This window comes from Prolixibacter sp. SD074 (genome assembly GCF_009617895.1).
GTDB lineage: Bacteria > Bacteroidota > Bacteroidia > Bacteroidales > Prolixibacteraceae > Prolixibacter.
This window is the reverse complement of the sequence record NZ_BLAW01000001.1, coordinates 1147012-1171784: the sequence shown is the minus strand read 5'-3', so window position 1 is coordinate 1171784 and position 24773 is coordinate 1147012. Positions and strand designations below refer to the sequence as shown.

Annotated in this window: 30 protein-coding genes and 1 pseudogene; 5 read left to right on the top strand and 26 right to left on the bottom strand. The window is 42.7% G+C overall.

The window, feature by feature from the left end; genetic code table 11:
- Positions 1-235 precede the first annotated feature (235 nt).
- Positions 236-427, top strand: coding sequence for a cold-shock protein (locus tag GJU82_RS05220; protein WP_153631181.1), 192 nt, complete (start codon positions 236-238; stop codon positions 425-427).
- Positions 428-496: 69 nt separating this feature from the next.
- Here GJU82_RS05220 and GJU82_RS05215 read toward each other — a convergent pair whose 3' ends face one another.
- The 6 genes from GJU82_RS05215 to GJU82_RS05195 all read right to left on the bottom strand — a co-directional run bounded on the left by GJU82_RS05215 (position 497) and on the right by GJU82_RS05195 (position 4917).
- The gene (locus GJU82_RS05215; RefSeq protein ID WP_153631180.1) at positions 497-2731 is read right to left on the bottom strand and encodes a glycosyltransferase family 4 protein; all 2235 of its coding nucleotides are present in this window, start codon (positions 2729-2731) and stop codon (positions 497-499) included.
- A 35-nt stretch (positions 2732-2766) separates the two neighbouring features.
- The gene (locus GJU82_RS17650; RefSeq protein ID WP_255473937.1) at positions 2767-2889 is read right to left on the bottom strand and encodes a hypothetical protein; all 123 of its coding nucleotides are present in this window, start codon (positions 2887-2889) and stop codon (positions 2767-2769) included.
- 25 nt (positions 2890-2914) lie between these two features.
- The gene (locus tag GJU82_RS05210) at positions 2915-3271 is read right to left on the bottom strand and encodes a cupin domain-containing protein (RefSeq protein WP_153631179.1); all 357 of its coding nucleotides are present in this window, start codon (positions 3269-3271) and stop codon (positions 2915-2917) included.
- Positions 3272-3357: 86 nt separating this feature from the next.
- A complete protein-coding gene (locus GJU82_RS05205; RefSeq protein ID WP_153631178.1) occupies positions 3358-3918 on the bottom strand; it encodes an AraC family transcriptional regulator in 561 nt (186 codons plus the stop codon).
- 321 nt (positions 3919-4239) lie between these two features.
- Entirely contained in the window at positions 4240-4524 is a 285-nt protein-coding gene (locus GJU82_RS17390) for a hypothetical protein (protein WP_228488575.1), read from the bottom strand.
- Positions 4525-4632: 108 nt separating this feature from the next.
- Positions 4633-4917, bottom strand: a complete 285-nt coding sequence (locus tag GJU82_RS05195; protein ID WP_228488574.1) for a hypothetical protein — start codon at positions 4915-4917, stop codon at positions 4633-4635.
- Between the two features lie 360 nt (positions 4918-5277).
- On the opposite strand from GJU82_RS05195, the gene GJU82_RS05190 reads away from it, so the two are divergent.
- From GJU82_RS05190 to GJU82_RS05180, 3 genes are read left to right on the top strand one after another with little or no spacing between them, the layout of a single operon-like run.
- The gene (locus GJU82_RS05190; protein WP_153631176.1) at positions 5278-6180 is read left to right on the top strand and encodes a phosphoadenosine phosphosulfate reductase family protein; all 903 of its coding nucleotides are present in this window, start codon (positions 5278-5280) and stop codon (positions 6178-6180) included.
- Positions 6090-7076, top strand: a complete 987-nt coding sequence (locus GJU82_RS17385) for a hypothetical protein (protein WP_308788838.1) — start codon at positions 6090-6092, stop codon at positions 7074-7076. The genes GJU82_RS05190 and GJU82_RS17385 overlap by 91 nt, the downstream gene beginning before the upstream one ends.
- On the top strand, positions 7073-7255 hold the full coding sequence (locus GJU82_RS05180) for an SAM-dependent methyltransferase (protein ID WP_153631174.1): 183 nt from the start codon (positions 7073-7075) through the stop codon (positions 7253-7255). Before GJU82_RS17385 ends, GJU82_RS05180 begins: the two co-directional genes overlap by 4 nt.
- 502 nt (positions 7256-7757) lie before the next feature.
- Here the strand turns inward: GJU82_RS05180 and GJU82_RS05175 are convergent.
- A complete protein-coding gene (locus tag GJU82_RS05175; protein WP_153631173.1) occupies positions 7758-9839 on the bottom strand; it encodes a S9 family peptidase in 2082 nt (693 codons plus the stop codon).
- 454 nt (positions 9840-10293) lie between these two features.
- On the opposite strand from GJU82_RS05175, the gene GJU82_RS05170 reads away from it, so the two are divergent.
- The gene (locus GJU82_RS05170; RefSeq protein WP_025865958.1) at positions 10294-10485 is read left to right on the top strand and encodes a cold-shock protein; all 192 of its coding nucleotides are present in this window, start codon (positions 10294-10296) and stop codon (positions 10483-10485) included.
- A gap of 325 nt (positions 10486-10810) precedes the next feature.
- On the opposite strand, the gene GJU82_RS17900 is transcribed toward GJU82_RS05170, so the two are convergent.
- The 19 genes and pseudogenes from GJU82_RS17900 to GJU82_RS05080 all read right to left on the bottom strand — a co-directional run bounded on the left by GJU82_RS17900 (position 10811) and on the right by GJU82_RS05080 (position 24733).
- Entirely contained in the window at positions 10811-11116 is a 306-nt protein-coding gene (locus GJU82_RS17900) for an HAD hydrolase-like protein (RefSeq protein WP_373921454.1), read from the bottom strand.
- Between the two features lie 18 nt (positions 11117-11134).
- Positions 11135-11482, bottom strand: coding sequence for an HAD-IA family hydrolase (locus GJU82_RS17380; RefSeq protein WP_228488573.1), 348 nt, complete (start codon positions 11480-11482; stop codon positions 11135-11137).
- A gap of 6 nt (positions 11483-11488) precedes the next feature.
- Positions 11489-12100, bottom strand: coding sequence for a peroxiredoxin-like family protein (locus GJU82_RS05160; protein WP_153631172.1), 612 nt, complete (start codon positions 12098-12100; stop codon positions 11489-11491).
- A gap of 19 nt (positions 12101-12119) precedes the next feature.
- Positions 12120-12674, bottom strand: coding sequence for a carboxymuconolactone decarboxylase family protein (locus tag GJU82_RS05155; RefSeq protein WP_153631171.1), 555 nt, complete (start codon positions 12672-12674; stop codon positions 12120-12122).
- 201 nt (positions 12675-12875) lie between these two features.
- Positions 12876-13454 carry a TetR/AcrR family transcriptional regulator gene (locus tag GJU82_RS05150; protein WP_153631170.1) on the bottom strand — a complete coding sequence of 193 codons (579 nt, stop codon included), beginning with the start codon at positions 13452-13454 and terminating at the stop codon, positions 12876-12878.
- 89 nt (positions 13455-13543) lie between these two features.
- On the bottom strand, positions 13544-13669 hold the full coding sequence (locus tag GJU82_RS05145) for a DsrE family protein (RefSeq protein ID WP_153633310.1): 126 nt from the start codon (positions 13667-13669) through the stop codon (positions 13544-13546).
- A gap of 114 nt (positions 13670-13783) precedes the next feature.
- Entirely contained in the window at positions 13784-14923 is a 1140-nt protein-coding gene (locus GJU82_RS05140; RefSeq protein WP_153631169.1) for a cysteine desulfurase family protein, read from the bottom strand.
- An 8-nt stretch (positions 14924-14931) separates the two neighbouring features.
- Positions 14932-15171 (bottom strand): annotated as a pseudogene (locus tag GJU82_RS05135) (ArsR/SmtB family transcription factor); the annotation flags it as partial.
- A 190-nt stretch (positions 15172-15361) separates the two neighbouring features.
- Positions 15362-16558 (bottom strand): hypothetical protein, encoded by a 1197-nt coding sequence (locus GJU82_RS05130; protein WP_153631167.1) that lies wholly within the window; start codon positions 16556-16558, stop codon positions 15362-15364.
- A gap of 8 nt (positions 16559-16566) precedes the next feature.
- Positions 16567-16800, bottom strand: coding sequence for a hypothetical protein (locus GJU82_RS05125; RefSeq protein ID WP_153631166.1), 234 nt, complete (start codon positions 16798-16800; stop codon positions 16567-16569).
- Positions 16801-16902: 102 nt separating this feature from the next.
- A complete protein-coding gene (locus GJU82_RS17760) occupies positions 16903-17097 on the bottom strand; it encodes a GDCCVxC domain-containing (seleno)protein (protein WP_153631165.1) in 195 nt (64 codons plus the stop codon).
- A 6-nt stretch (positions 17098-17103) separates the two neighbouring features.
- Entirely contained in the window at positions 17104-18474 is a 1371-nt protein-coding gene (locus GJU82_RS05115) for an FAD-containing oxidoreductase (RefSeq protein ID WP_153631164.1), read from the bottom strand.
- Positions 18475-18526: 52 nt separating this feature from the next.
- The gene (locus GJU82_RS05110) at positions 18527-19426 is read right to left on the bottom strand and encodes an IS1595 family transposase (protein WP_153631109.1); all 900 of its coding nucleotides are present in this window, start codon (positions 19424-19426) and stop codon (positions 18527-18529) included.
- 36 nt (positions 19427-19462) lie between these two features.
- Positions 19463-19801: a glycoside hydrolase family 15 protein gene (locus GJU82_RS05105; RefSeq protein ID WP_153631163.1), complete on the bottom strand. Its 339-nt coding sequence runs from the start codon at positions 19799-19801 to the stop codon at positions 19463-19465.
- A gap of 11 nt (positions 19802-19812) precedes the next feature.
- Positions 19813-20541: an ABC transporter ATP-binding protein gene (locus tag GJU82_RS05100; RefSeq protein WP_153631162.1), complete on the bottom strand. Its 729-nt coding sequence runs from the start codon at positions 20539-20541 to the stop codon at positions 19813-19815.
- 9 nt (positions 20542-20550) lie between these two features.
- A complete protein-coding gene (locus GJU82_RS05095; protein WP_153631161.1) occupies positions 20551-22107 on the bottom strand; it encodes an ABC transporter permease/substrate-binding protein in 1557 nt (518 codons plus the stop codon).
- A gap of 10 nt (positions 22108-22117) precedes the next feature.
- Positions 22118-23080, bottom strand: coding sequence for an L-histidine N(alpha)-methyltransferase (locus tag GJU82_RS05090; RefSeq protein ID WP_153631160.1), 963 nt, complete (start codon positions 23078-23080; stop codon positions 22118-22120).
- A 21-nt stretch (positions 23081-23101) separates the two neighbouring features.
- Positions 23102-24436 (bottom strand): rhodanese-like domain-containing protein, encoded by a 1335-nt coding sequence (locus GJU82_RS05085; RefSeq protein WP_153631159.1) that lies wholly within the window; start codon positions 24434-24436, stop codon positions 23102-23104.
- Positions 24437-24448: 12 nt separating this feature from the next.
- Positions 24449-24733 carry a DUF427 domain-containing protein gene (locus GJU82_RS05080; RefSeq protein WP_153631158.1) on the bottom strand — a complete coding sequence of 95 codons (285 nt, stop codon included), beginning with the start codon at positions 24731-24733 and terminating at the stop codon, positions 24449-24451.
- Positions 24734-24773 lie beyond the last annotated feature (40 nt).

The window sequence follows — 24773 nt, the reverse complement described above, 5'->3', positions numbered from 1 at the left end:
TAGGCGTTCTTCGCCAAAGTAAGCAGCCGCCCAAATTAAAAAGCATGGTCAAAAAGCCAAAAGTTTATTCAAACATGGATTAACCTATATCGTTACAATTCTTTTAAATAGTCGCTTTCACGATAATATAGATATTTTTAATTTTTTTTCAAGTACTTAGATTAATTAATTTATCATCAATAGCAGTGTGTCGATTATTAAGCGTATCTTACACCCAACAATTTAATTTTATATTATGAATAAAGGAACAGTAAAATTTTTTAATGATTCGAAAGGTTTCGGATTTATTAAAGACGAAGATTCGTCGAAAGAATATTTTGTCCATTCAACCGGATTGATTGATAACATCAGGGAGAACGATGAAGTAACTTTTGAATTGAGAGAAGGACAAAAAGGATTAAATGCGGTTGATGTGAAACTTGTATAGTTTATAATAATACAACATACCATTTACAATTTTTGAGTCCCGCTATTGGCGGGACTTTTTTATGGATCTTTAGTCAGACTCATGAAACTCTTCGTAAGCCTGCAATACCGTTAAATGCGAAATTAAATAGGCCAGCGAGCTTTCGGCTCCCTGGTTACGGTTTACTCCATAATTTTCAAACCCATCGCAACACCCCTTCGTTTCAAAATCATACAGGCTCATACGCAGGTCGTTCTCTCCCAAAAACCACAAAAAAGAAGTATAAAGTTTGTTCAGGTATTCTTTGTCTCTGGTTAAGTGAAAAGCCTGGTGAAACATGAGTACCATAGCCATGGCATCAATTGGTTGCTGGGCAAAAACAGAGCGTTCGCCCTCTTTTTTATACCATTTCTCATTGCCTATGATCGATAAATAGTTATCCTTTAAGGTATGTCTTGTCAGGAAATCCATCGACTCAATAGCTACATTGGTTATTTTTTCGTCGTTCAGTATTTCTGCCGAATGCAATAGGGCAAGTGGCAAAATACCATTGTCGTAAGCAAGTAACGATTCAAACCAGTTCCAGTCGGGCGCCTGGTTTTCCGTATAGTGTTTTATTAAGACATTGGCGAGGTTTCTCAGCCGCTCTGTCATCAAGTCGTCCGATGGATTGCTTTTCAGGTAATAGCTGATCCCAACCATGGTATTGGCGATACCCCGGATTGACTTTAATTTCTCGAAATTGGGGGCCGCAGTAAAAAACACCAATCTGCCGGTCTGGTAGTAGGCATCGTTTGGGGCATTGCCCAACAAATATCCCAATGCCCAGATGGTACGTCCAAACGAATCTTCAGACCCCACTTCATCCAGAAAGTTTCGGCTAAAACTCAGAAAATTACGGAAGGTGCCATCGGCATTTTGGAGGTAATGGATATAGCTTAAGTAGACGGGCGATAATTCCAATGCCCGTAAGTCTTTCTTTTGTTTATAGGTCATAAGTACCATTAACAAGGCGCGGGCATTATCATCCAGGCAATAACCTTCTTTTAAGTTTGGGATACCAAATTTGGCATGTTGGATGATACCGGTATCATCGGTCAGCCGGTTGATGTGGGCCAGGGAAAACGGCGGCAGGCTCAATAAATCAAGTACCGATTCTTTCTTTTCTGGTACCTGGTATCCATCCTTCAGAATCGTTGAAGCAAGTGCCATATATTTTTGGCCGGTTTTGGGCCAGGTGATTTTCTGACCAAATTCCGACGCTTTTTGCTTCAATTGATCCAACTCCTCCGGATGGCCTAACAATTCGTTCAGTGTAGTGGATAAATCGTCCGGATCGCTGAAGTTAAAAAGTCGCCCTCTGCCGTTGCTTAATAATTCGGTAGCGTGCCAATAGGGCGTTGACAGTACAGCAGCCCCAACGCCAACAGCATAGGAAAGGGTACCGCTTGTAATTTGGGCTTCATTCAAATACGGAGTGATGTAAACATCACAGGCATACAGATATTTGAACAAGTCCTGTTCGTCGACGAACTCGTTTAAAAATATTACATGCTTTTCTAATTGGAGTTTTTTAACCAGGTGCATGAGGAAAATCCGATATTCTTCGCCGGAATGGCGCAATACATTTGGATGGGTTTTCCCCAAAATAATATAAACCACATTAGGGTGTTTTTCAACCACCCGGGGTAATGCATTGATGACTGTTTCAATTCCTTTACTGCGACCGATAAAACCAAACGTAAGGAGCACTTTCTTGCTTTCAAGTTTAAACTCCTTTTTCGATTTCGCCGGATTGAAATGAATGTCCGGGACACCGTGTTCAATCAGGGCAATCTTTTCTTTCGGAACGTCGTAGATACCTGTCAGGAATTCAACGGCTTTATGGCTCATTACCACAATTTTTGTCGCCATTTTGCAAATTTCCTTTAAAATCGCCCTTTCGTTGTACGATGGTGTTTTGAGGATTGTATGTAAGGTGACGATGAGCGGCATTTCCAATCGATGAAGCAAGGGGAGGATATAAACCCCGCTATGCCCTCCAAAGATGCCGAACTCGTGTTCGAGCACACAAATATCGGCACCACTCAGGTTAATGTATTTAACCGCTTCCAGGTAATCTTCCTGATCGTCCTGGCGGATGGTTCGTTTTACTTCTTCCGGATATTTATAGGTCAGGTTGTTATCATTTAGGGCGATTACAAATCCTTCGTGCTTTTCTTCCGTATTTCCGTTTTTAATCAGCATCGACTTAAACAAATTGTTGGTGAAGGTGCCGATGCCGCATTCGCGGGGAGGGTAGGTGGCAATAAAAGCGATTTTCATGTTTTTGATCTTTCGTTAAATGATTTGCAATCAATCTACAATTCGCTTTTTCTGTTTTTTTCAGCCTTCCTGGCTGCTTTTGCTGCCCGCTTTTCTTTTAAGTTCATTGCTGGCGCTTTTTTGTTTCCCTTTTCTTTACCTTCTTTTTCTTTTGACATGATGGCTCATTTAAATTGTTACTTATTAAATCGATATTGTACTTCCTTCATAACCACTTTTTATCACTGTCGAAATCATTTTGAACCTTTCATTGGCTTTAACTAAGTGAGATGTGTGGGCAGGTATAATAATTGCTTCACCTGTTTTTAACAGGTTGGAATGTTCATCAACAACTATTACAGCATCACCTTCAATAATTTGGACAAATGTGTCGAATGGTGAAATTTTCTCAATCAGCGTTTCCCCGGCATCAATGGCAGTGACACTTACGTTTCCGGTTGTTTTTCGGATTATTGTTTTGCTAACTATCGAATGAGGAACATAGTCTATAATTTCAACCAGAATGTGCATTCTCGATTTTTCAATTTCGGCATTCTGCATCTGTTCACTTTATTGAATAATTTCAATAAAGGTACTTTCCCCGGGGGCCGCAAGTGTTATACAATTGACGATATAAGTTACATCATTCACACATCCTCAAGCGTGGTACGTCTCTTGTTTTTGAGCTTTTTAAAGTGGGAGGGTGTAAGCCCTGTAAATTTCTTGAATTGATTTGACAGGTGGGAAACGCTGCTATAATGCATTTTATAGGCTATTTCCGTGAGATTTAACTCATCATATACGATAAGTTCTTTTACTTTCTCAATTTTGTGAACCAGGTAAAACTTTTCAATGGTAATACCTTTTACTTCAGAAAAAAGGTTTGCCATGTAAGTGTAATCGTAACTGAGTTTCTCGCTTAGGTAGTCAGAAAGGTTGACTTTAATCTGTTCATCAGTATAATGCACCAGCTCGATAATGGCACTTTTTATCTTTTCAACCAAAATGCTCTTTTTATCATCCATCAGGAGCAATCCCGATTTTTTCAAGCCAATATCCAATTGCTCCAATTGTTTTGGCGAAATTTCCCCAACGGTATTGGCTTCGCCTATTTCTACATAGGTGTATGGTATATTAAGTTTTTCCAATTCAGCTTTCACCACCATCTGGCAACGGATACAAACCATATTTTTGATGAACAGCTTCATGAAACCCGGATTGTTATTAATGAAATTCTTGTTTGCTAAAGTTACAAAATTTCCAATGGGACATATCAGGAGAGCTTTTTCTTCTCAATTTATAGACATTTAAATCAAATCGACGGGAATGGTTCATGAATGAATATGTCCGCCCGAATCTTTTGACGGCTGTTACATAAAAGTAAAAACCCCCGGATTGGAACAAGCTGTTCGTCCGGGAGTTGCTATATTTCCGGCTATTCTTAAATTATACTCGTATTTCCTGAACTGATTTCCGGGTACGACTTTCTTTTTCCGCCGGTTCATCGGCATAACCTACGGTTGCTACTGCTACCGGATGGTAGCTTTCAGGTTGTTTAATGTTTCTTTCGATTTTCTCCGGGAAAAATCCTCCCATCTGGTGTACCTGGACTCCGGCTTCAACTCCGGCCAGAAGAAAGAATCCCATGGCCATGCCGGTATCGTGACAGGCGTGTTGGGCGTTGCATTGTGGGCGTAGGCATTATGGGCCAAAGTGACCATCAGAATGGGAGCATCGCCGGCCCAGTTCTGGTTACCTTCCATCAGTGCATCATAAACCTTTTGAACGTTTTCTTCTCCGTTTCGGGTTACCAAAAAAAATTCCGGGTTCACCAAATTGGGCCCGGAATATCAATAAGCCCTTTTTGTAAGCATCCGTCAGTCGAAATTTGAGGATATCTTACCAGGACGCTTACTACAATACTAGTAGTTATTCCAGGAGTTGAACATGGCCGTTCCAAATATTGCCATAAAAAGTAGCCAAATAACAATGCCGATAGCTGCCCAAAGTAACGCTGCTTTCGCCCAGTTTGCCTTGCTGGGATTGGTATTGCTGCCAAATGCCCAAACAAATAACATAATAAGTCCAACCAGCGGAATAGCTGTCAGAAACAAGGTTAGAAACCAGTCGGAAATCGTGACAGGCTGTTGCGGCTGTTGCGGTTGCAGCGGTTGTTGCGACTGTTGTTGCGCTTCTTGATTTTCCATGAGATTTTGTTGTTTAGGTTGTCCTACTCGTAAGGCTTTTCGGTTCCGCCCTGTTTTTTCGGTGGTCACAGCCTCCACATAATAAATATCTGGTTAACTAAATTAAGTGATAACCTGCAGAATAGCAAATTGACACAACTTAAATATCTGTTTCCTGCCTTTTTCAATATAGGATTAATGTGTTTTAGGAAAAGAAAAAAGAGCGGCCCTTGCTGTCGAACTATGTTTCAGGTACTTATTGTGGTGTTCTAAATAAAGATGGTTGAGTCCTGATTTATAGCTGGTTTTATTTTAATTTATGTTTTCTAACGATTTTTTTATCGGATAAAAAAAGGTGGTTTCAATTAATGATCTAATTACGTGATTCGGGAAGTAGCCTGGCGTTTCAAAAGGCCGGTGTTACTGTTCTCGGGAGGAAAGGATTTGATCGTGATGTTCCACCTGGCCCACAAAGCTTTCTGGTCCGATCCAATACCGTTTCCCTTGCTGCACATCGACACGGGACATAATTTCCCGGAAACACTGGCATACCGCGATAAGTTGGTAAAGGAAAGCGGCAGCCAATTGATTGTGTGCAGTGTGGAAGAGTCTATTGCGCAGGGAAAAGCGGTGGAAGAGACCGGGATTCATGCCAGCCGAAACAAGCTGCAAACAGTTACCTTGCTCGATGCCCTGGAGAAGCTAAAGGTAGATGCCGCGTTGGGAGGTGGCCGGCGCGATGAAGAGAAGGCTCGTGCGAAGGAGCGTTTCTTCTCGCACGAGCGACCAGTCATCGAACGTGATGGCATTTTGCTTGCCGATTCTCCGTACCTGATAAAGAAAGAAGATGAGAAGCCGGTATTGAAAGAGGTTCGCTGCCGTACCATCGGCGACATGACCTGCACCGGGGTAACCTTGTCGCCGGCTGCTTCGCTCGACGAAATCATTGCCGATACACCCGGACACTTGCAGTATACCCGCAACATTGCGCTTTCTGTCGGCGGGATTGAGGTCTTTACCAAAATGTTCCTCTATTTCCTGCACGAGCGCGCCTGGAACCGCGTCAGGATTGGGAAGCACAACGGGAAACCGGGGTGGTTTACCACGAAAAGCCTTACACTCCTGATGTACTCGATGATTATGTCCTGGAACGAAAAGCGGCCAACCGGTTACTGGAGTTGGCGAAATGTGATGTGGATTATCACGAAGATGCCCGCAATTGGAGCGATGCTGTACTCGAAATTCCGCAACAACAAAAAGGTACCATCTCCGATGCGTCCGTAACCGCTTCTGATAGCGTGACTCCCGCGGTTGTTTACGGCCGGCAGAATCCTTTTAAAGCCAAAGTGCTCGATAAGATTAAGCTGAGCGGACGGGGTTCCGGGAAAGAGGTGTATCACCTGGAGTTGTTACTTCGCAACTCGGGACTGACCTACGAACCGGGCGACACGGTGGGGATTTTCTGCGATAATCCACCCGAACTGGTGGAGAAAGTGCTGGAAATTACCAGCTTCGACGGCAATGAGCTGGTGACGGTTAAGAACGGGACACACCCGCTGGAAACCGCCTTACGTCATCATCTGGAGTTATCGGTGTTGAACCGTTCGGTATTGGAAAGCTACCGTGAAAGGACCGGTAATGAGATTCTGGGCGATTTACTGAATGATGAACAGGCATTGGATATCTATCTCTACGGACATGATGTGGTCGATTTGCTGACCGATTTTCCTGCCGAATTGGACGTGACAGGGCTGATATCTGTTTTAACTCCGCTGCAACCCCGGATGTATTCCATTGCATCCAGTCAGGCCGCTCACCCGGAGGAACTGCACGTCACGGTTGCAGCCGTGCGCTACGACAATCACGACCGTCACCGGCTCGGAGCTTATTTCTTTGTATACAATGTTGTTTCGCCGGAACACCCGTTGCGGAGCGAGTTGTATAGCCGGGCAGCAAAATTGCAGGGCATCGGTTTTCCCGGTTTCCCGGTAGGAGAAAATGTGAAGTTTAAAACAGTGAGTAGTCAGAAATTAATCGATACCGGGTTCCGGTTTACCTACCGTAATCCGTTAGCCGTGTCCCCCGGCGTCACTGATCCGGACGTTTTCAAGTTCCGGTTTACCTACCGTAATCCGTTAGCGGCTTTGGAGGATTTGTATGAACAGGAGAAGAACGATTGAACGGATACCGGTGTCATTGGTCGGGGCCGGGGCCGGGCGACCCGGAATTGCTGACGGTAAAGGACCTGAAACGGGTACAGCAGGCGGATGTGTTGTTGTACGATGCGTTGATATTGGAACCAAATGCATTTCTATCGGCGGTGCTACAACAATTGCCTGCGGAAATTCCGACCATTTAAACGGAGTCCCACTTTGTTCTTATTTTCAGTAAAATAGAATTCGTGTATTTCGCGTTTGGAAGCATGTGCAAAAAAAGTTCTCTCCTTTTTCAGGGTATTTTCCTGCTGAATGGTCTTCACATTAAACCATTGCTTCGAAAAGTAGTCAAAGAAACATGATTCAGGGCGATACTAACTGATTGAATTACGACATTTTCATTTTTTCATAGATTTGTATGCCAAAGCAAAAAAGCTGCCCGGACATTCCTGTAAAGAGGGAATATGCCGGAGCAGCTTTTCGCCCATGGTGCTATCTTATGGTCTGAATAACGCGTGTTGTTCAGCAAGTTAAGTCCATCGGTAACTGTGTTTCCTGTAGTCAATACCTTCTGCCTTCGATTACCCCTATCCCGAATTCTCGGGACCCTGAAGGGGAGGCTTGGTGGGGTAAATTTGAAAAGATTGACAGTTCCTTCTTTACCTATCTATCAAAATAACTTCCGGAACAACATTCATTTCCCCATCACTTATCGTCGGTGAAACTCTGGTTGAGCGACATTTTGTGCACATCGTACGGTGCGGCAGGACCGCCCAGGTACTTGTGGAACCAGTCGAGGTGCGCATCGTAGTACAGCGGCATCGATTTCACGCGGTTGGGCCAGTGGCCGTCGTTTTTGAAGATGATCAGGCGCGACGGAATGCCCAGTGTTTGCAGTGTACTGAAATATTGAATACTCTGGGTGTACGGTACACGGAAATCCTTCTGGCCGGTGATGATGAGTGTCGGTGTAACGAAATTCTTCACGTATTCCGAAGGAGAGAATTTCTTGTACAGGTACGAATTCCAGGGTTGTCCTTTCAGGTCGAAGTTCGGGAACCAAAGTTCTTCGGTTGCCCCCCACATCGAACGCAGGTCGTAGAGTCCCATCATCGAAGCCAAACACTTGAAACGCTTGGTCTTGGCCTGGAACCAATTCATCATATAACCTCCGTACGACCATCCCATGGCTCCCATGCGGGTTGAATCGACATACGACAGTTTAGCCAGTGCGTCAGTTACCTTCATCAGGTCCTCGAACGGTTTGCCGCCCCAGTCACCCGAAATTTCGCGGGTGTAAGCCTGTCCGCGTCCGGTTGAACCGTGCGGGTTGGCAAATGCCACCACGTAACCGGCTCCGGGATATACCTGCCAGTCGCCGCGGAACGAATCCATCCACTGTCCCTGTGGTCCTCCGTGAACGTTCAGGATGAGCGGATATTTTTTCGATGGGTCGAAGTTGTGCGGCTTCACAATGAATACCTGTACCTGCTTGTTGTCGGCGCCGGTTACCCACATCTTTTCCGCCGGGCGGAAATCTACTCTCGACAACAGTTCTTTGTTGAAATTGGTCAGCTGTTCTTCGGTGCCGCCTTTGGTTTTCATGCGGAAGAGTTCAGCCGGTTTGTCGATGGTGGTAGCCAGGTAGTACAGGTATCCGTTGCCGGCTACATCGAAACCGTAAATGGAACGTTGTCCCGAAACAGGGGTGATAACGTCCGAAGCCAGATCGACCATGTAAACCGGTTCTCCTCCTTCTTGCTCTGCTGAAAAGAAAATTGATTTGGAGTCGGGGGCCCATTTAAAGTCATCCACCCAGTTATCAACGTCTTTGGTGATGATCTTCGTTTCGCCGGTTGCCCGGTTATAGAGCGCAATGTTGAATTTCGCCGATTCGTATCCCGGAATACGCTGGGTACGGTAAGCAATGTATTTGCCGTCGGGCGAATAGATGGGCCATCCGTCCCATGCTTTGTTTTCTTGGGTAATGTTTTTGGCTTCTCCACCCGTTACCGGAACAACAAACAGGTCGCTGTTGGTCGATGCCTCGGGGTGATCTCCGTGTTTCGATGCGTAGCAAATTTCTTTACTGTCGGGCGAGAAGTTGTAACCAACGCCGCCACCCAACATAAACACAGGCGATGCAAATTTACCAGGTGTAACATCGGTGTACTCTTGGGTTTCGGTGTCGAATACAATGATGTGGGAATATTTACCCTTAGCGTAATGGGTCCAGTGACGGAAGAGCAGGTGATCGGCTACATAGGCCTGGATGGGCCCATTGTGCGAAAGTGAGTCGTAGCGTGCGTTGCATTTGCTGTTGGCGCCGCAATCGGGATATACTTCTGCCGAAAAGGCAATCAGTTTGTTGTTGGGCGACAATACCGGGGCATCTACACCCATCGGGAAATCGGTTACCTGTTCTGACTTTTTGGTTGCAAATGAATAATGTACCATTTGCGGAGTTCCCGATGCAGCTGACACATAATAGAGGTTTTTGCTGTCGCTGGTCCAGATGGGGTTGTAATTTTCTTTGTGATTGGTGGTTACCGGGGTAATGTTGCTGCCGTCGGCGTTCATCACGTAGATGTCGGCCATCGATTTACCTTTCGGCATATCGTAATCGGTAACGGTGAAAGCCACACGCATGCCATCAGGCGAAACTACGGGAGCGCCCACGTGACGCACTTTGTACAAATCGGCGATGGTAAACGCGCTTTTCTGCGGAAACGCTGCCTCAGCAGTAAAGAGAAAGGCCATCACTAAGAGATAAAGTAATCTTTTCATACGTTCTCAACTTTAAAATCAATGATGAATAAATATCTTGTCATCAAGGTGTCGGGTTATCGGCAACAATGCAAACAATCCGGCGCCATTAATGTTTGCCACTGGCACATAATCTCCTGAAAAGGAGCTTTTATTCATTAGTTTTAGGCATGATTTTGAGTCTGGTTTTGGCCGTGTGGAAAAGGACTTCATTACAAATGACAGGTTTTGGACGAGAAATTTACAAAGAAAAGGGTGGGAGGGGCATGAATTTTCTCATGTTATGATTTTTGCGTTTGTGTTAACGCGCAATCATACAGCTTATTATGAAAAGTGGCGAAAAAATATTTTGTTTTTATGTGGCTGATAATGAATGATTAAGTGTTTTTTTGTTGAAATTATTTTTGAGAAAATAAAAGATGGTGTTTTGTTTTCGGATACAATGCGTATATTGCGGCGTATTAAATAAATAACAATGAATAAAGGAACAGTAAAATTTTTTAATGACACCAAAGGTTTTGGCTTCATTAAAGACGAAGAATCAAACAATGAGTATTTTGTGCATGTAACCGGATTGGTTGATGAAATCCAGGAAAATGACGAAGTAACCTTCGATTTGCAAGAAGGAAGAAAAGGATTGAATGCGGTAAATGTTAAACTTGCGTAAGTAAGTTTAAACGACATATTCATTAAGATTTGAGCCTCACGGTATGTGAGGCTTTTTTTGGTGTGCCGTGCATGGTAAATAGCTAAGTGGTGCAAGTCCAGCTTTGGTCTGGGAGGGACTGTGGGGCTGTTTCCATAAGAAGCTGTTATGTAATCATAGCTTTGGATTGTTTATTTTGGGGCGCATTGGAGTGGCTGTCTTTTGTTCAGGTGTGTTGGCTTAGCTTATTGACTTTGAGGTACGAAAAGGCAATGTGCTATAAGAGTGGAAAGAAATGTAAATAAGACGAAGAAAATTTTGGTTTTCATTTTTAAATGTTTTTTGATTAAATGTTGAAAATAGGGATGAGTTCTTGCAAACTACTGATTGTTCTTGTGGGTTGAATATTCCACGTATTAAAAACAGCATCCGGGTTTCGTCGTACCCAAGCCGAATTCATTCCGAAAGAAATTGCGCCGATAACATCAAAAGAATTTCCTGATATAAGCCATGTATCTACCTTAGGAGATTTTGATTTTAGCAAAAAATGTTCGTAAACGGCAGGATTTGGCTTGAAAGTTTTCACATCTTCAACACTAACAATATCTTCAAAGAAATACAGTATATCCGCATTTCTTAGTAAGATGTCAATATCGGAGGCGCTTCCGTTTTAAAACGCAAACAAGCGCACGTTAGCCGATTTTAGTTTCTCCAGACTTTCACGAACGTCGGCAAATGCTGGTAAAACCTTGTATTCGCGCATTAAACGGTTCCTTTCTTCAGGTTGAAGATGGCATTTCAATACTTCGCAGGTAAAATCAAGGGCATTCCTGGTACATTCGGAAAAGTCAACATAATTTTTCATCAGCCCCCGACGAAACGTATATTCAAGTTGCTTTGCCCGCCAGGAGTCCATAAAGCTTATGGTCTTGTCGCCAACCAAAGTTTTAACCAAGCTTGAAATACCATTCGTATTAATTAAGGTGCCGTAAACATCAAATGCGAGAGTTATAGCCATATTTCTTTACTTTTTCTGTTCTTTTTTTAATTCTTTCAAAACAGCAAGTAAGAGTCCGCCCGATAACCTTGTTTTATAATCAGGATTAATGTATTCAAACGCGATTTTTCCACTGGTGTCTGTAACAAAAACAGAAGGCACGGGCAAAAAACCATCGTTTAATCCGTCCGATTTTTCAGAAAGCATCCCGGAATACCGTTCAGGCGCTTTAAATGCGATGCCGATTGCTTTAATAAGTTTTCCGTTAGCATCGGAATAGAGGCTGTATGCCAGGTTATGTTTTTCATCGGTAACCTGCAAATTTTCGGGCGAATCGGGGCTGATGGCAACAATCTGGTAGCCAAGGTTCACTACCTCATTTTGTACACCCTGAATTTCAGCCAGGTGGGCATTACAAAAGGGGCACCAACCGCCACGGTAAAATAAAACTACAGAGGGTTTTTGCCTGAGTATTTCCTGCAGGTTATGTTCGCTGCCATCGGGCGCTTTTAAAACAGCATCAGGCAATGTTTCGCCGTTTAATAAAGGTGAGATATCTTCAGCTTTATCCGGTAACTGGGCACTTGCTGAAATTACTGTAAATACCATATAAAGTAAAATTAAAGTTATGTTTTTCATTTTTCTTTTTTAGTTATTATTAAGAGCGTGCCTCCCACTTAAAAGCTTCAATTTGCTTGTCAAGAGGAGTATGTGCAAGGTGGTTTACATAGTTACTTATTATCTTTTGGCCAATGCCAACAATTATTTCCAGTACATTTTTTTGGGAAAAGCCAGCTTCCAGAAATTCCTGAACTTCATCATCGGAAGCCCACCCGCGTTTTTCCACCAGTAAGGCGGTAAATTTTCTGAGTGCTTCAAGTTTGGCATCGTTGAGCGGTTTGTTGTTTCGCAGTGCTTCAATCATAACCTCGGGCACTTTGAACATTTTAGCGGCCATCGAATGGATAGCCATACAGTAATGGCAACTGTTATGATAACTAACCGTTAGCCATACGATATTCTTTTCTACCGGACTTAAGGAGGTTTCATTGAAGAGCTGGTTCATTTGAGTGTAGGCTTTCAGCACTTCGGGCGATTCGGCCATAATTCCGTATAGGTTCGGGACAAATCCGTTTTGTTTTAAGGCAGCTTCCAGAATTTCTTTTGAACCTTCAGGAGCCGATTCGAGGGTGTGCAATTTAAATTGTGTCATAATTATTGTTTTTATTTATGAGTGCAGTCTAAAAAGCCTTCAAACTGCTGATTTCTACCATTTTTACCCCTGACCCCTAAAGGGGAACTGCTAAAAATCAGCAGTTTGAAAAAGTCCCCTTTAGGGGATTTAGGGGTCAAAAGGCTTTTTATACTGCACTCATTTATTCTAAGCACATGCTTAGAATAATAGTTAAAAAAATTATCTGATTTGTTTCAATGCCACTTCAATGAAGTCTTTTAACCGTTCCTTCTCCATTGTTTTGCCTGCAACCGAAATCCCCTGCATTACACCGAGGAAAAAACTGGCCTGTTTTTCAATATCTGTATTTGCAGGAATTTCACCTTTTTTTACGGCATTTTTCAATACCTTCAAAATCATATTGCGGATAAAATCGTAATAGATATTCAGTTCGCTTGCAACATCAGGATCTTTGTAGCCCAGTTCACCGGCAGTATTTACCACGAGGCAACCTTTTTTATCTTCCTTGCCTTTCGTTGAGGTAGCGGCGCTGAGCAGAAATTTTTCCAGTTCTGCAAAACCTGCTCCTTCCTGCAAAAGGGGATGAAACCTGCTTTTGATGACAAACTCGCGGTATTTGCGTAAAGCGTTTATAAACAGGTTCTTTTTATTTTTAAATGATGAATAAATCGAAAACTGGTTGATGCCCATTTCCTTTTCCAGCAACCTTACCGAAGTGGCCTCATAGCCATGAACCCAGAATACGTTCATCGCTTTTTCTAAAACCAGTTCATCATCGTATGTTTTATTTCTTGGCATATTCAATTGAAATCGGAAACAAAACTAAGCAATCGCTTTGAATATATCAAATGTAAGAAGGTCAAAGTTTCAAAAACAAATGAAGTAATTTAAAAAGTTATCACTTTGTCACTGTCAACCACCCATTCGGTTAATTCTGCCATGGTGCTGATTTCCGTATCTGCAATAAGCTCAGCATTCTTTAAACCGCGAGCTTCGGCACACGACCCACATATTAACTGAAGACAACTTTGGGTTTGATTTCGCTGGAAAGTTGGTTGAAATTAACATCAGCATAAATGCAAAGGCAAAAATTGATTCTTTCATAAAAGTTGAGTTAAATATTTGATTTATAAAAGTTTATTAACAATTTCTGAAATAGCCTCTACTGCGTAGTCAACTTCTTCTATGGTGGTATATTTCCCGGTTGAAATGCGCACCGTACCAGCGGCTGTCCGCGGATTTACCTGCATGGCTTTCAGCACCGGTGAAATTTCGACCGAATCGGCATGGCAGGCCGAACCGGTTGAAAACAGGACTTTTTTACTGACCAGCGAAGCAAGGGCGTGCGCATCCACATTTTCAAAGGGGACGCTTAACGTGTTGGGCAGGCAATTTTCCAGGTCGGCATTCAGTTTAATGGTTGTCCGGCATTTTTCTTTTAAGCCATCCAACAGCCGTTGCCGCATTTGAAACAGGTGGCGGTTGTTGGTTCCCAGATTTTCTTTGGCCAGTTCACAGGCTTTTCCAAGTGCAACAATGTACGGTACATTTTCAGTTCCGGGACGTAATCCATGTTCCTGCCCTGCACCAAAAATCAGGTTTTCCAGCTTTACCCCATCCCGGATGTACAAAGCGCCGATGCCTTTGGGAGCATATAATTTATGCCCCGCGATGGAAAGCAAATCAACACGCAGTTCAGTTACACCGGTCATTATTTTTCCAACCGATTGAGCTGCATCGGTATGAAAAAAGATGTTATATTGACGGGCAATGGCTGCAATTTCTTTTATGGGCTGAATGGTGCCCACTTCGTTGTTGGCGTGCATAATGGAAATCAGCGCCGTATCGGGGCGAACCGCCTTTTCAACATCCGCCGGGTTTACCTTCCCGAAAGAATCAACCGGGAGCCAGGTAATTTCGTAACCCTGTTTTTCCAGGTAGTTGCAAACCTCCATCACTGCCGGATGTTCTGTTTGCGAGGTGATGATGTGTTTCCCTTTTTCAGAATTGGCAAAAACAGCCCCGCGAATCGCATGATTGTTCGATTCGGTGCCCCCGCTGGTGAAAATAATTTCTTCAGGTAAAGCGCCGATAAGATTTGCCACCTGCACCCGTGCCTTTTCAATGGCTTCCTTGTTTTGTCGGCCTGCGTCATAGCCGCTGGAAGGATTTCCGAAATGCGACCGGATATAAGGCAACATTTCTTCAGCTACTTCCGGGGCAATGGGAGTGGTAGCGTTATAATCAAGATAAATTGGTGTTTTCATATTTATTGCTAGGTTTTTTCCAGTTCGGCGATTTCAGAAACGTCAAATTTTGTAATGTGTTGATAAAGTGCCAGAAATTCGTCATTAACAAGTGAGTAATAAACGTAATGACCTTCTTTTTGTGACTTTACGATGTTGTTGTTTTTTAAAACCTGCAAATGTTGCGAGGCGTTCGCTACCGTCAGGTTGGTTAATGCCACAATACCTTCCACGCTTTTTTCGCCCTGCGAAAGCATCTCGATGATTTCAAGGCGCGCAGCCGCTTTTTTAGCGGCGGTTTTTAGTTGGGTTTGGTTCGTTACAAATGAATTACTTCAACTCCTGCAAAATACAAAATATTATCTTGCAGAAGCTGAAATAAATTTCTCAAGAATTTTCCTGATTTATCTAAAATGCTAATCTTTAAGAAAAGTCTCTATGTTAAAGCTGAGTGTGTATTTACCTTTTCAAATCAACACTCTCAAACATAAGATGCAAAAATCCATGGCCTGTTCCGGGAACAGGACTCTTATTCCCATCCAAATCCTGCGGTGGTAAAATAACATGAGTTTCGATTTTGTCAGGGCTTAAATCAGACAGGTCTTCATCCACGCTTGTAATTAAGTTCAAATTTTCATCTCTTACTTTCCCGGAAACCATTATATGGATCATCCGGTTTTCAGCTAATAAATTACCATTCCCATCTTTTAGATCAGCCGTTCCCCAAAGGGTAATGTATGAAGTCAATTTAGGCATAAATCCGTTTCCAATACCAGTGTTGCCGTGCATGACCTTGTTTTGTCCAACACCCCCAAAGAAGGTATGGTCGCCACTGCCTTCCTGCTTATGAATGACATTGATGTTTCCAATCGTAAATGTTTCGCCATTTTGCCTTTTGTATGTGAGGTTAAATTGCAATACGGCATCTTTCGAATTTTCAGAATCTTCTACTGTCAGGTCTCTTACGTGGAGTTTATAAAAACCTGCACCTATTCCAATTCTATTGGAGAATGGAGTAGGTGACATTTCGGGATTAATGGCGGCAGGACCGGGAAGCACTTCATAAGCTAATTTCCAATCTCTTTCGCCTCCACTGAGTTTAACATTTTCAAACATCATGTGTAGAAATCCATGGGCTGTACCCGGAACGGGATTCATGTTGCCTTGCATATCCTGCGGCGGAAGTATGATATGTGTCTGGGCATTTTTTATGTTATAATCCGAAGCGTCCTCTTTAACACTGGTAATCAAATCAAGATTTTCATCACGTACGTTGGTGGAAGTCATGATATGAATAATTCTGTTGGAGGCAATAACTTCTCCTGTTGCCGCATTTTTCAGGTCGGTTTTTCCCCAGAGCGTAATGTATGAAAACAATTTGGGCATTAATGGAGTTCCTATTCCAGTATTTCCGTGCATCAGCTTGTTCAAACCAACTCCTCCAAAAAAGGTGTGGTCGCCGGCTCCCAAAGGTTTGTGGATTACCTTTATTTCATCTATCAGATAAGCAGTGCCATCACTTCCGGTAAACTGAATATTGACAGATTTTACTGTATCCCGGGAATCTTCTGAATCTTCAGGAGTTAAGTCGGCGACTTTAAACTGATATGAACCATCTGTAATTAGAGTTTTGTTTGAAAACGGTGTCGGGGACATATCCGGATTTAAAGCTGCCGGTCCGGGCAACACTTCATATACCAGCCCTGTTTCTGAACTTTCCTTTTAGTAAATTCTACCAGGTTAGGGTAATTTGCCGAAGAGTAATTTTCAGGAAAAGTGCGTGATGCTTTTTTTAGGGCGACTTCCTGTTCATTTTGAATTAACGATTCCTGGCAGGCGCTGATAAAAGCCACAACGCCAATAAATGCTGAAAAACGTAATACTTTCAATTTTCTCATAGCGGAATAAACTTTAAAATTTAGGAAATACGTTTTAATAGTCGCAGGGCTTACATATTCCTGACAAAAAGACAAAAAAATCTGATTTATTTTTGAATTTAATTATTCTCCCTGTTTCGACGGACATTTCACGGTTCCATACGAGCAATAAACGCAGCAGTCGCCGGGTTTCGGTCGTAAAACGGTTTTACAGTTTTCACATTCGTAAAAAAACTGGCAGCCATCAGTGGGCATTTCTTCTGTTTTCGGGTGGCCACATTCAGGGCAGGTTAATGTAGAAAAATACTGTATTTCCATTTGGTGTTATATTTCTTTTAATCCTTTAAGCAAAGTGGGTAACAATTCTGATACGGTAGGATGAGAAATTACCGCATTTTTCAGTACGGTGTAAGGAACATCAGCATACATAATCAGTAAAATGCTGTTGATAATTTCATCTCCGCCTACGCCCAGAATGGATGCACCGAGTATTTTTTGGTTTTCAGCATTGACAATGACCTGCATCATCCCATTGGTTTCACCTTTTTCTCTGGCTCTTGCTACCCTGCTCATGGGCATTGTTGCTTCCATAATTTTATATCCTTTTGCAAGGGCTGCCTTGCGGGTCATTCCGGCGCGCCCCAACGGCGGGTCAGTGTACAGGTTATATGTCATAACCCGGTCCGAAATTCTGCGGTTTATATTACTGAATTTGTTGGCGACAATAATTTCATAGTCGTTATACGAAGTGTGTGTAAACGCTCCTTCCCCGTTGCAGTCGCCCAGGGCAAAAACGCCTTTCACGTTCGTTTCCAGAAAGTCGTTCACCTTAATGTATCCGCGGTCGCCGATTTTAATTCCGGCAGCCTGCAAATTCAAAGAATCGGTATTGGGTTTGCGTCCCACACCAATCAGCAGATGCGAACCGGTCACTTCCGGGCCCCCTTCTTTGCAGTCCAGTTTCAAGGTGACTGAATTATCTGCGTTTTGCGTGCCCCCGATACATTTGGCATTCAGACGGAATTCAATGCCTTCATCCTGTAAAAATTCCTGAATGTTTTCACTGATTTCCTTGTCCTCGCGGCCAATAATGGAGGGCCCTTTTTCAATAATAGTTACTTTGCTCCCAAACCTCCGGAACATTTGGCCAAACTCCAGCCCGATGTAACTCCCGCCGACAATCACCAGGTGTTCCGGCAATTCTTCCAGTTGCAAAATGGATTCGTTGGTCAGGTAATTCAGCTTTCTGAAAGGCTCAGGAATAACCGGTCTGGCCCCGGTATTGATGTAAATTTCAGAAGCGGTGATTTCTTCGCTGTTTACTTCAATAGTTTTTTCTCCTGAGAAACGGGCCTCGCCTTCAAAAAAAGTGATGTTTTCTTCCTTTTCCACGCCGGAACTTATTCCGTCAACCGATTCCTGCACAATTTTATCCTTACGGCTTTTTATTTTTTTCAGGTCAGCCGATGCACCTTCCGGTATATTTACTCCAAGGGCAGCTCCATTACAGGCATCCCAAATACGGCGGGCGCTGGCCACATAGGCTTTTGTAGGAGTGCACCCATCATTTACACACGTTCCTCCAAAATGCTTTTTTTCAATAAAAGCTACTTTATTCCCTTCAGCGGCCAGTTTAAATGCCAGTGGTGTACCGGCCTGGCCTGAGCCGATAATAATTGCATCAAATTTCTTCATCTTGTTTTATTTCGTTTTTGAATTATAGGTATAGGCGTTTAGACATCCCAGGTTAATCAACTGATTGTAAGCGAATAGGCTTAGAATAAACCATCCTTCTTATGAGTACATCGAAGATTGTCTCCATATTTGATCGTCTATTGTGCCTAAAATGAAACTCATCAAGGTATCCTTGAAGTCGTTCTTCACTGCAATGTTGGTGAATTCCTCTTAGCCATCCCTTTATATTCATAATGTGAAAATGGAGATCTGGAAAATTTTTGCCCTTCTCTGATTTCATTTGTTCCATATTTGGGTAATCTTTTTTTAGAGGAATATATCCTTTCCATACATCAGTGACGATTTTTGCATCCTTGCTAATGTATGTTTCAAAAAATGGTTTAAACGAAGTATTCGAAGCATCGCTGATAACTTGGGCGTAAGCACGTCCAACCCCGCCTTTGACTATTTCTAAGGCAACAATGACAAGCTTTTTATCCCCTTTACTCCGGCCTGGTTTTCCTTCTTCTGGTCCGCCGATATAGAATTCATCTACATGAACTATCCCGTTGATAGGATGCAATTTACTGCTTTGCATAGCTTGTTGGATTTTCCATTTGAATTCCCAACAAGTCTTCTGACGAAGTTCAAACTCTCGAGATAATTCCAACGAAGACATTCCTTTCTTCTTTGTACTTATTTTGAATGCTATGTGAAAAGCCAGTAGTAATGGGAATTTACATTTATCAAACTGAGTCCCGGCTGTTGGACTTTCATCATATTTACATTTCATACATCGTCTTGAAAATGGCTTAACGCCTTTGCAGTATTTTGTATGGCCACATTTTTTACAATGGAATTCTGTTTCGTTCCACTTGATCCCTGCCAAGTACCGATAACAATCTTCATCTGTCGAAAATGTTTTATTGAATTTAATTGAGTTCACTCCTTTAAATTGATTTCTTTCATTCATGCTACAAAAGTAGCCATTATTAATTTATTGGGCGGTCTAAACGCCTATACCTATTGAATTATTTTCGAAAGTATTGTTAAAATCTATGATTGCTCCAATGCAGGAAGCATGCACAAAACTCTGGGGAATATTTCCGAGCATGGTATCGGAACCGGGGTCGGCTTCCTCGGCAAACAGCCCCAAATCATTTTGGTATTTTAACGCAGCATCGATGTATCTTTTACTTTTCTCAACATTTTTCCGCATGATCCAGTACTGGGCCATCCAGAAATTCGCTGCCAGAAAGGCGCCCTCTTTTTTTTCGTCGAACAGCAGCAGGTTCCAATAAACCAAATCGTTGTTGAATTCGCGGGATAATAATTTCCAATTGTTCATTTTTTCCATATTTAAAAAGTTATAAATTCTTTCACCCATTTATTGACCGGTTTTTGCTGAATATTCCCGGGCGTATCAACTTGTTCGATTTCTCCTTTATTCATAATGACAACATGGGTCCCCAGCGTAAATGCTTCGTTTAAATCGTGGGTAACCATGATAAACGTGATTTTCAATTTCTGGTGCATTTCCTTGATTTCATGTTGCAGGTTTCGGCGGGTAATGTTATCGAGAGCTCCAAAAGGTTCGTCCATCAAAACAATTTCGGGTTGCGATGCCAGGGCCCGGGCAACTCCGACCCTTTGCTGCTGACCACCACTTAATTCAGAAGGAAACGCATTTAGCTGACGTTCATCAAAACCCATTATTTCCGCCAATTCGTTCACCCGTTTTTCGCTCGCTTGTTTTTCAACCGATGAAATGCTTAAAACGAAAGCGATATTCTGCCTGACGGTGAGGTGTGGAAAAAGACCACCTTGTTGAATGACATAACCTATCTCCCGACGGAGTTGAATTTTGTCCCAATTATCCAGATTTTCACCCATCACTATAATCCTTCCCGAATCAATACCAGTCATACCATTCATCAGGCGCAACAATGTGGTTTTTCCACAACCGCTAGGGCCGATTATTGTAACAAATGCCCCTTGTGAAATTTCCAGCGAAACATTAATCAGCGCCTTGCTCTCTGGTTCGTAAGATTTGGTAACGTTCTTTATTTCAATGACAGGATTGTTCATTCTCCGGTTTTATTTCAATAATTTATGTTGTTTCAAAAAATTAGCTGCGACTTCATTGGGTGATTTTTTTTCAATTTCAACCTTATAATTAAGTTGAAGCATTGCCGAATCGCTGATGGTATTTTCCAGGCGTTTAATCAATCCTTTTAATTCAGGATATTTTTGTAAGGTTTCATTTCTGATAACAATACCCGCCTGATAAGCAGGGAAAAAGTGTTTGTCATCTTTCAATACCCTGAGATTCATTTGCCTGATTCGCGAATCGGTTGAAAACGCATTGATAACATCGACTGTGTGGTTTTCGAGCGCCTGAAATTTCAGGTTGATATCAAGTTCCACCTTGTTTTTAAAATTGAAAGGATAGACTTTACTTAGTCCGGCAAAACCATCTTCGCGCTCAAAAAAATCGAATTCAGCACCAAACACAAATTGGTTGCTTTTAACTGCCAATTCCGAAAAAGTAGTGATATTTTGATTTTTCGCCACCGTTTCGGGAAGTGCAAGGGTAAACGTGTTGTTAAATCCAAGCCTGCAAGCCCATTCCAGATTGAATTGTTCGGCATACGTTTTTTTTAACGCCAAATACAAACTATCCGGATTATTCATTTGTGGTTCTTTCAAAACAAACAGCCAGGCAGTTCCGGTGTATTCAGGATAAATATCAATTTCGCCTTTTAACATTGCAGGGTGGATGTTAGAAGTTCCACCTCCAATGCCAAATTTCTTAATGACCTGAATATCGGTATTGTTTTCAACTAGTTGTGAAATGATTTCTCCTAAAATATATTGCTCGGCAGTGGGTTTTGTGGCAACAACAATTTTTTTTTCGAAGGAATTGCCTGGTTTTGACGTGAGCATGGAAATGAACAACAACACAAGAATTCCCAATCCGAAATATTTCAGGAAACGACCTTTTTTATCCGTTTTTTTCACTTTTGTTTTCAGCGACTTTTCGATAGCCCCGATTCCCAAATCGGCTACCAGCGCCAGCAAAGCCACTGCAATTGAACCGACCAAAATAAGCGAAGAGTTGTTGGTGTTGATTCCGCGGTAAATGGCCTGTCCCAAACCACCGGCCCCGATAAAAGAGGCTAACCCGGCCAGTGCAATGGTCATTACAACCATGGTGCGAAAACCGCTTAAAATAGTTGGTAATGCCAGTGGCCAGCGTACAATCGAAAAAACCTGCCAGGGAGTGGCACCCATTCCTTTTGCGGCATCGAGCAGGAGTGGGTCAACTTCGTTCAACCCTGTGTATGTATTTCTGATAACAGGCAGCAAACCATAAATTACAAGCACCACCAGCGCATTGCCATACCCGATTCCAATTAAGGGGATAAACAATCCAAACATGGCGATTGACGGGATGGTGTAAAGGAAATTGACCGTTCCTAAAATAATTTGCCTCCATTTTTTAGATTGCAGAATGGCAATCCCGGTTGAAATGCCAATTACGGTGATGATAAAAATGGCGCCAAGGCTAAGCAAAATGTGCTGAACGAGAAGTTCGTAAAGGTAATCGCGACGTTCGGCGATGGTTGTGAAAAAATCGTTCAGCAAAGTCATATTATTTTTTCTATATTTTCTCCCACAGGGAATCCACAAAGTAATTCCGTTGGTCGGTGAAATTTTGAACCACTTTAAAATGGTGATTTAACGCTAGTTCTTCAATAGTTTTAATGTCGTACTTCCGTGAACGTTCCATAAAGACAGCTTCCCATTTTTCAAAATGGAATACTTTTTCGAGTGCGCCAATCTGAACGGTTTGTTCGGTATTTGAAATCAGGAAACTTTTTACTTCACCTGTTTGCGGATTGTAAGTAGTTTGCTGTTCGAACTGCCGGATGTCGAAATCAGCATCCAGTTCACGATTGATACGCACGAGGTGGTTCAGGTTAAAACGGCGTGTGTGTCCGTGCGGGTCGTTGTAAGCCTCCATAATTATGGCAGGTGATTTTTTCAGGTCGAATCCAATCAAAACTTTATCGCCAGAATTTGAATACGTTGATAGCCGGCTCAAAAATTCAGTTGTTTCATTTTCAGAAAAATTCCCGATATTCGCGCCCAGAAAAAGGATGATTTTTTGAATGGAAGCATGCCCGTTCAGGGTTTTTAATTTTCTGAAATAATCACCGGTTTTGGCTTCAACTTGTAAGGTTGGCAACTCTTTTTTCAGGCTCTCCACCAGTTCGTAGTTGGCTTTGGCGCTGATATCAACGGGTGTGTATTGAAAATTGATGCCCTTTTCAACCAGGTGCTTTAGCAGGATTTTGGTTTTTAATCCATCGCCTGAGCCCAGTTCTACCAGGTTAAACAGCTTGTTACCGGCGCAAATAGCTTGTGTAATTTTCTCTTTTTGAGTAGAAAATATTTCATGTTCGCAATCTGTGAGGTAATACTCGGGCATGTTCATGATGTCCTGAAAAATCCGGCTTCCCTCGTCATCATAAAAATATTTCGACAACAGGTATTTTGGATTTGAGGAGAGCCCTTTTAATGTATCAGTGGCTAATTGTGAAAGAAGTATTTTTTTTTCCATAATTTAACTTCTCTTGGTGTCTTAGCGGCCTGGCGTGAAGTTTTCTTCAGGAATTCCGGTTTCATAAGGATTATCCGGGTCGTTGCTCCATTCAAACCAACCGCCGTCGTAAACAGAAACAAGCGGCCAGCCCATCAGCCAGGCGTTAAACCAGGCTTCACTTCCGCGCCAACCCGTACCACAGTAAAAGGCCAAATGTTTATCGGGTGTAATGCCATTCTTTTCCCATATTTCAGCAATTTCATGAAACTCCCGGGTAGTGTGGTCCACGTTACGGTAATTTTCCATGTGATAAGCATCGGAGCCGCAATCGGCAAATATGGCTCCCGGTATCCGGCCCTTTGCCCTGATATAGTTATAGCCACTCACTTCACCAATGTATTCAGGCCAACTGCGCATGCAAACCAGTTCGGCTGTGGGTGAGGCCAGCATCTCTTTTGCTTCGGGCGTATCGACAGCCAGTTCGGGTTTCCGCGGAATGGAAACGCCAAAATCGGCCACCTGTTTTTTGGGTTCATCGGTAAACGAAGTTTCAAAACCGGCATCCTGCCATGACTGAAAACCGCCGTTTAATATCCTGACATCTCTCACCCCGGCATACAACATGATAAATGCATTACGGATGGCGCCAATGTCGCCGGCAGCGCTGCCCGGAAATTCGTCGTTGTTGTCGGGGTCCATGTATTTGCCGTATAAAACCACGGTGGTGGCGGCTGTAATTCCATGTTCTTCCAGTGTTTTTTTCAATTCTTCCGGTGAACGGCGGTTCCAGGTTTCGGGCGCTTCCAAAGCCAGCGTATCCATATCAATTGCACCCGGAATGTGCCCGCTCAAATAAGCTTCGCGATTGCGGTAATGTGAGTGGACTAGCACAAAATTATCATTATCATATTCAGCAGGTTTTCTGCCCGAATTCAACTCGTTAACCCATTCTGCTGAAACCAGGTTTTTGTAACGTTCTAGTTTTTGCATGGGTAGATCGGGGTTAGCAGTCCATCCATTTACAAATTGATTATAGGCTAAAACTTTTGAATAGCCCGATTTTTCAAACCGTTCGGCCACTTTTTGCGTTTCTTCGGGCGAATACCCGTAAACAATGATTTCGTGTTCCGGAAGTATTTCTTTGTGCCGAACTATTTCAATCCAATCTATATAATTCAGCCATTTAGCCGGAAGGCTTTTTGCCCCGGCAATGTGGCCGCTACGCTTTTCGTTTTTCAACTGCCAACCGTTGTAAGCCTCTACTGGCCGCACATCGATGATTTTTACGTTTTGTGAGGCCTCCCCAGCCCCTCCAAAGCTTTTTGATTCAGACAAAAACGCAATTATCTCTTTTGTAGTTATTTCATTAATCATAGAAATCTTATTTTAGTCTTTAATTACCTGAACTCCTTTCCAAAAAGCCACCCGGTTTTTAATGCTTTTCGCCAATTCTGAAGGTTCGGGGTAATACCAGGCAGCATCAATATTTTGTTTTCCATCCACCTCAAGGGTGTAATATGATGCCGTTCCTTTCCAGTGGCAAACAGTGTGGGTTTCGCTATTTTTTAAAAACTCTTTTTTTACTGATTCAATCGGGAAATAAGCATTTCCCTCAACGTTTACAATGTCGTTGCTTTCGGCTATCATTTTGCCGTTCCATATTGCTTTCATAATATACTAAAATTAATCGTTTTCCAACGGGAGTGCGCAA

Excerpts from the sequence above, each read along its gene's own strand:
- GJU82_RS05155 (WP_153631171.1), bottom strand. The coding sequence starts at position 12,674 with ATGACACAATTTAAATTGCACACCCTCGAATCGGCTCCTGAAGGTTCA.
- GJU82_RS17760 (WP_153631165.1), bottom strand. The coding sequence starts at position 17,097 with ATGGAAATACAGTATTTTTCTACATTAACCTGCCCTGAATGTGGCCAC.
- GJU82_RS05125 (WP_153631166.1), bottom strand. The coding sequence starts at position 16,800 with ATGAGAAAATTGAAAGTATTACGTTTTTCAGCATTTATTGGCGTTGTG.
- GJU82_RS05095 (WP_153631161.1), bottom strand. The coding sequence starts at position 22,107 with ATGACTTTGCTGAACGATTTTTTCACAACCATCGCCGAACGTCGCGAT.
- GJU82_RS05085 (WP_153631159.1), bottom strand. The coding sequence starts at position 24,436 with ATGATTAATGAAATAACTACAAAAGAGATAATTGCGTTTTTGTCTGAA.
- GJU82_RS05140 (WP_153631169.1), bottom strand. The coding sequence starts at position 14,923 with ATGAAAACACCAATTTATCTTGATTATAACGCTACCACTCCCATTGCC.
- GJU82_RS05215 (WP_153631180.1), bottom strand. The coding sequence starts at position 2,731 with ATGAAAATCGCTTTTATTGCCACCTACCCTCCCCGCGAATGCGGCATC.
- GJU82_RS05100 (WP_153631162.1), bottom strand. The coding sequence starts at position 20,541 with ATGAACAATCCTGTCATTGAAATAAAGAACGTTACCAAATCTTACGAA.
- GJU82_RS05205 (WP_153631178.1), bottom strand. The coding sequence starts at position 3,918 with ATGAAGCTGTTCATCAAAAATATGGTTTGTATCCGTTGCCAGATGGTG.
- GJU82_RS05110 (WP_153631109.1), bottom strand. The coding sequence starts at position 19,426 with ATGAATGAAAGAAATCAATTTAAAGGAGTGAACTCAATTAAATTCAAT.
- GJU82_RS05160 (WP_153631172.1), bottom strand. The coding sequence starts at position 12,100 with ATGAAAAACATAACTTTAATTTTACTTTATATGGTATTTACAGTAATT.
- GJU82_RS05090 (WP_153631160.1), bottom strand. The coding sequence starts at position 23,080 with ATGGAAAAAAAAATACTTCTTTCACAATTAGCCACTGATACATTAAAA.
- GJU82_RS05105 (WP_153631163.1), bottom strand. The coding sequence starts at position 19,801 with ATGAACAATTGGAAATTATTATCCCGCGAATTCAACAACGATTTGGTT.
- GJU82_RS17380 (WP_228488573.1), bottom strand. The coding sequence starts at position 11,482 with ATGGCTATAACTCTCGCATTTGATGTTTACGGCACCTTAATTAATACG.
- GJU82_RS05220 (WP_153631181.1), top strand. The coding sequence starts at position 236 with ATGAATAAAGGAACAGTAAAATTTTTTAATGATTCGAAAGGTTTCGGA.
- GJU82_RS17650 (WP_255473937.1), bottom strand. The coding sequence starts at position 2,889 with ATGTCAAAAGAAAAAGAAGGTAAAGAAAAGGGAAACAAAAAAGCGCCA.
- GJU82_RS05210 (WP_153631179.1), bottom strand. The coding sequence starts at position 3,271 with ATGCAGAATGCCGAAATTGAAAAATCGAGAATGCACATTCTGGTTGAA.
- GJU82_RS05115 (WP_153631164.1), bottom strand. The coding sequence starts at position 18,474 with ATGAAGAAATTTGATGCAATTATTATCGGCTCAGGCCAGGCCGGTACA.
- GJU82_RS05170 (WP_025865958.1), top strand. The coding sequence starts at position 10,294 with ATGAATAAAGGAACAGTAAAATTTTTTAATGACACCAAAGGTTTTGGC.
- GJU82_RS05175 (WP_153631173.1), bottom strand. The coding sequence starts at position 9,839 with ATGAAAAGATTACTTTATCTCTTAGTGATGGCCTTTCTCTTTACTGCT.
- GJU82_RS05150 (WP_153631170.1), bottom strand. The coding sequence starts at position 13,454 with ATGCCAAGAAATAAAACATACGATGATGAACTGGTTTTAGAAAAAGCG.
- GJU82_RS05080 (WP_153631158.1), bottom strand. The coding sequence starts at position 24,733 with ATGAAAGCAATATGGAACGGCAAAATGATAGCCGAAAGCAACGACATT.
- GJU82_RS05195 (WP_228488574.1), bottom strand. The coding sequence starts at position 4,917 with ATGGAAAATCAAGAAGCGCAACAACAGTCGCAACAACCGCTGCAACCG.
- GJU82_RS05130 (WP_153631167.1), bottom strand. The coding sequence starts at position 16,558 with ATGTCCCCGACACCGTTTTCAAACAAAACTCTAATTACAGATGGTTCA.